This window comes from Streptomyces sp. NPDC051320 (genome assembly GCF_040682175.1).
Lineage (GTDB): Bacteria > Actinomycetota > Actinomycetes > Streptomycetales > Streptomycetaceae > Streptomyces.
On the sequence record NZ_JBFBAL010000043.1, the window covers coordinates 1 to 3,187 of the forward strand.

The 3,187-nt window shown below is 68.6% G+C and carries 3 protein-coding genes; all 3 read right to left on the minus strand.

Features of this window, described 5'->3' with window-relative positions; genetic code table 11:
• The 3 genes from AB0M87_RS33170 to AB0M87_RS33180 all read right to left on the minus strand — a co-directional run bounded on the left by AB0M87_RS33170 (position 1) and on the right by AB0M87_RS33180 (position 3,110).
• On the minus strand, positions 1-897 hold the full coding sequence (locus AB0M87_RS33170; protein WP_365859594.1) for a Gfo/Idh/MocA family oxidoreductase: 897 nt from the start codon (positions 895-897) through the stop codon (positions 1-3).
• Positions 898-927: 30 nt separating this feature from the next.
• Positions 928-2,142: an ROK family transcriptional regulator gene (locus tag AB0M87_RS33175; protein WP_365859596.1), complete on the minus strand. Its 1,215-nt coding sequence runs from the start codon at positions 2,140-2,142 to the stop codon at positions 928-930.
• Positions 2,143-2,225: 83 nt separating this feature from the next.
• Positions 2,226-3,110 (minus strand): carbohydrate ABC transporter permease, encoded by an 885-nt coding sequence (locus AB0M87_RS33180; RefSeq protein ID WP_365859599.1) that lies wholly within the window; start codon positions 3,108-3,110, stop codon positions 2,226-2,228.
• Positions 3,111-3,187 lie beyond the last annotated feature (77 nt).

Sequence of the window (3,187 nt, forward strand, 5' to 3'; positions counted from 1 at the left end):
TCAGATCTGATCCAGCAGTTCCTGTAGGCGCAGGCCCCGGGCGGCGTCGATCCCAGTCCCTGTGCCCGTTCGTACGGCGGTGGCAAACTCACGGCGGAGCACCGGCCAGCACTCCTCGTGGTCGATGTCCGCCGTGTCGTACACGAGTTCCGGCCCGGGGCCGAAGAGCTCGACGCGGGTTCTGGCGCGGGGCAGGCCGACGCTCCCGGACAGCGAGGCCTGGCTGACGGCGCCGTTCTCGTGTTCGCAGGTCAGCTCGATCCAGCGGCGCGGGTCGCCGGTGCCGCGTACCGAGACGATCGGTGCGACAGCGCTGTCCAGCAGATCCAACAGGTGCGGTCCGAGGTCGAGCAGCGCGCCGTGCTCGAGTCGCCAGGACGTCGCGAACTCTCCGCCGAGGAAGGCGCCGTGCAGATAGCAGGACCGGGCGCCGGTGACCTCGCGGGTGGCGGCCTCGGCCAGGAACGCCCTGGTGACGGGGTGGTACCGCTTGGTGAGGACGAGTTGTGACACCACGTCGTGCTCGGCGACCGCATCGGCCACTGCTCGCGCCGCGGAAAGATCCGCGCCCAGGGGCTTCTCCAGGAGCAGCGCCCGTCCTCTGGCAGCCGCGCGAATGGCGAGCCCGGCCTGGACGGCCGGCGGCACGGCGAAGGCGACGGCCTCGCAGCAGTCAAGCAGTTCTTCGAAGGAACCGGCGGCCAGGGACCCCTGGTCGTGCGCGATTTCTGCGGCCGCTTCCGGGCGCCGGGCCCAGACCGCAGTCAGATTGGTCTCAGGCCCGGCGGCCAGTACCCGGGCGTGCATGGCGCGGGCCCAGGGACCCGCGCCGACCAGGCCGACACGGACCGGGGGGTACGGCCAGGATTCGTGAGACAGGTCGACGGCTCGGGACATGGTGCGCTCCCTACAGGTTGCCAGGGTGGGTCAGCCACCCTCGCCGGTGTGGGCGAGAGCGGCGAGCCGGGCGTCGGCCCGGTCAGGGGCATAGAGGTGGTCGACGACCATGACGGCCGCGCCGACCAGGGCGGCACGGTCGCCCAGCGTGGAGGTGGCCACCTGGAGGTGGGCCGTTGTGCGCGGCAGAGCGCGCTGGTAGAGAAGTTCGCGTACACCGGTGAGGAACGGCGTCCCCGCCAGGTCTCCGCCGAGCATCAGGACACCGGGGTTGAGCAGGGTGACGACAGTGACGAGCACCTCACCGACTCGCTGCCCGGCCGCTCGAGCGAGCCGTACGGCGTCCGGCTGTCCGGCGGCGAGGTGGGCGCGCACATCGGAGCCGGATGCGGTGGGGACGCCGGCGGCGGTCAGCTGTTCCGCGAGGGCGCGGCCGCTGGCGGCCGCCGCCAGGCAGCCGTAGGAACCGCACATGCAGAGCGCGTCGGGGCGGTCATGGAGCCGGATGTGTCCGATATCGCCTGCCCCACCGTCGATTCCGCGATAGATGCTCCCCCCCACGACGACTCCGGCGCCGATACCGGTGGACACCTTGACCAGGAGGAATGCCCCGCAGTCCGGGTAGTGCTCGCGTTGTTCGGCCAAAGCCATCAAGTTGGCGTCATTGTCGACGAAGACCGGGAGTGGAACCGCGCCGGGCGGCGGGCCGACGTGGTCGGCGAAGGCGTCGCGAAGCCGTTCGCGTACGGGAAAACGGTCCCAGCCGGGCATGATCGGCGGCTGCACGATCTGCGCCGACTCCCAGTCGACGGGGCCCGGGACGGAGAGGCCGATGCCGCAGACGCGGTCGGGGGCCGTGGCTGCTTTCTTGAGCAGGGGGCCGAACCAGCGGGCTAGCCGGTCCAGTACGAGATCGGGCCCGTCCGCGATGACCAGATCGCCGGTGTGTTCGGCGAGGATGTTGCCGGACAGGTCCAGGACCGCGGCGTGGCCATGCCGGGTATCAAGATCAGCAACGAGTACGACGGCGTGGGTGGGATCGAACTCCAGCCGTGCGGACGGCCGTCCGCCGGTGGAGGTGCCGGCGGCATGGCGCAGCCAGCCGGCGCCGAAGAGCTGCTCGAGCCGGTGCCCGACAGTCGATCTGGAGAGACCGGTCGCCTGCTGCAGCTCGCCACGCGTGGTGGCCTCACCACTGCGGATGAGCCGCAGCAGATTTCCCGCGCTCGCCTGGTTTCCTGTCATCCCCGTCGTCCTCGCCTCTTCGTGTGGCGCACCGACCGGTTGTGCCGGTCGACGCCGTCGCAGATCTGGTGCCACGTCCGGTGTCAGCCCTTGTCAGCGCCGCTGGTGAGCCCCTCGGTGAGGAGCCGTTCGGCGGCGAAGAACAGCAGTACCACGGGGATGGTGAGGACCACCGACCCGGCCATCAGGACGGTCTTGGGCACTTCGATGCCGTTGGCCAGTTGCTGGAGACCCAGGGAGACCGTCCACTTGCCCGGATCGGCCGCCAGAAAAAGGAGGGCGAAGAGGAATTCGTTCCAGGCGATCATGAACACGTAGAGTCCGGTCGCCATCAGGGTGGGGGTGGCAAGCGGAAGGATGATCCTTCGCACGGTCTGCAGACGGGAGGCGCCGTCGATCGCCGCGGCCTCTTCGATACTGAACGGAATGGTGATGAAGTAGTTCTTCAGCATGTAGATCGACACCGGCACGGTCTGCGCGATGTAGACGATTGCGAGTCCGACGAGGCTGCCGGACAGACCCATTTTCGCGAACATGACGAAGAGCGGCACTGCCAGCAACGTGGCCGGGAAGAGATACACCGCCAGGAAGAGGGCGCTCACATGCCGGCTCCCGAAGAACTTCAGTCGGCTGATGGCGTAGGCGCCGGGGACCGCGGCAGCCAGCGTCAGCAGCACCGTGCCGAGGGCGACGAGCGCCGAGTTGAGCAGCATGCCGAGGAAGCCCTGGCCGCCCTCGGTGGCCGGCTTGAGCACACTTCGGTAGGTGGCAAGCGTGAAGTCGTGCAGGGAGATCCAGAGTTGGCCGGGCTTCAGAAGCAGAGCGTCGATGGGCTTCACCGATAGCAGCAGCATGTAGTAGAAGGGCGCGACGGTGATGACCGCAAGGAAGGCGATCACCACCCAGCGGAGCATCCCGAAGAAGCGTTCCTCGAACTGTGCGCGGGTCATGGTCGATGCGCGAGTCATGCCGACTCCTCCTGGACCTTGTTGCCGAAGAACGTGAAGTAGATGCCCAGCAGTGCCATGAGGACGACGGCGAGGAT

What these genes read in the sequence shown, in the direction of transcription:
- AB0M87_RS33170 (WP_365859594.1), bottom strand. Translation starts at nt 897, where the DNA reads ATGTCCCGAGCCGTCGACCTGTCTCACGAATCCTGGCCGTACCCCCCG.
- AB0M87_RS33180 (WP_365859599.1), bottom strand. Translation starts at nt 3,110, where the DNA reads ATGACTCGCGCATCGACCATGACCCGCGCACAGTTCGAGGAACGCTTC.
- AB0M87_RS33175 (WP_365859596.1), bottom strand. Translation starts at nt 2,142, where the DNA reads ATGACAGGAAACCAGGCGAGCGCGGGAAATCTGCTGCGGCTCATCCGC.